The organism is Variovorax sp. VRV01 (assembly GCF_014852545.1).
GTDB classification, from domain to species: domain Bacteria; phylum Pseudomonadota; class Gammaproteobacteria; order Burkholderiales; family Burkholderiaceae_C; genus Variovorax; species Variovorax beijingensis_A.
This window is the reverse complement of the sequence record NZ_JACVBS010000056.1, coordinates 1-668: the sequence shown is the minus strand read 5'-3', so window position 1 is coordinate 668 and position 668 is coordinate 1. Positions and strand designations below refer to the sequence as shown.

The 668-nt window shown below is 70.5% G+C and carries 1 protein-coding gene; it reads right to left on the bottom strand.

From position 1 onward, the window contains the following. A partial coding sequence (locus IB278_RS33570; RefSeq protein WP_318646735.1) for an enolase C-terminal domain-like protein occupies positions 1-668 on the bottom strand: 668 nt, incomplete at both ends.

Sequence of the window (668 nt, the reverse complement as noted above, 5' to 3'; positions counted from 1 at the left end):
CGGAACTCGGCCATCACCTCGCGGCCGGAGAACACGCCTTCGGCGCCGCAGGGGTCTTCGGCATAGGCCATGACGCCGTGCAGGTCGCGGCACAGGCGGATCGCATCGGCCAGCAGCCAGCCGCCGTTCGGGTCGAGCGTGACGCGCGCCTTGGGAAAGCGCTCGTGCAGCGCGCGGATGGCTTCGACCTCTTCCTCGCCGCGCAGCACGCCGCCCTTGAGCTTGAAGTCGGTGAAGCCGTAGCGCGCATGCGTGGCCTCGGCCAGGCGCACGATGGCTTCGGGCGTCATGGCTTCTTCATGGCGCAGGCGGAACCAGTCGTCGGCGGCGCCGGGGTCGCTCTCGTAGGGCAGGTCGGTCCTGGTGCGGTCGCCCACGTAGAACAGGTAGCCGAGCATCTGCACGGCGTCGCGCTGCTGGCCTTCGCCGAGCAGTGCGGCCACCGGCACTTCGAGGTGCTGGCCCAGCAGGTCGAGCAAGGCCGCCTCCACCGCCGTGACCGCATGGATGGTCACGCGCAGGTCGAAGGTCTGCTGGCCGCGGCCTGCGCTGTCGCGGTTGGCAAAGGCGCTGCGCAGGCTGTTGAGCACGGCGTTGTGGCGGCCGATGGGCTGGCCCACGATGAGGCCGCGCGCATCTTCGAGGGTCTGGCGGATCTTCTCGCCGCC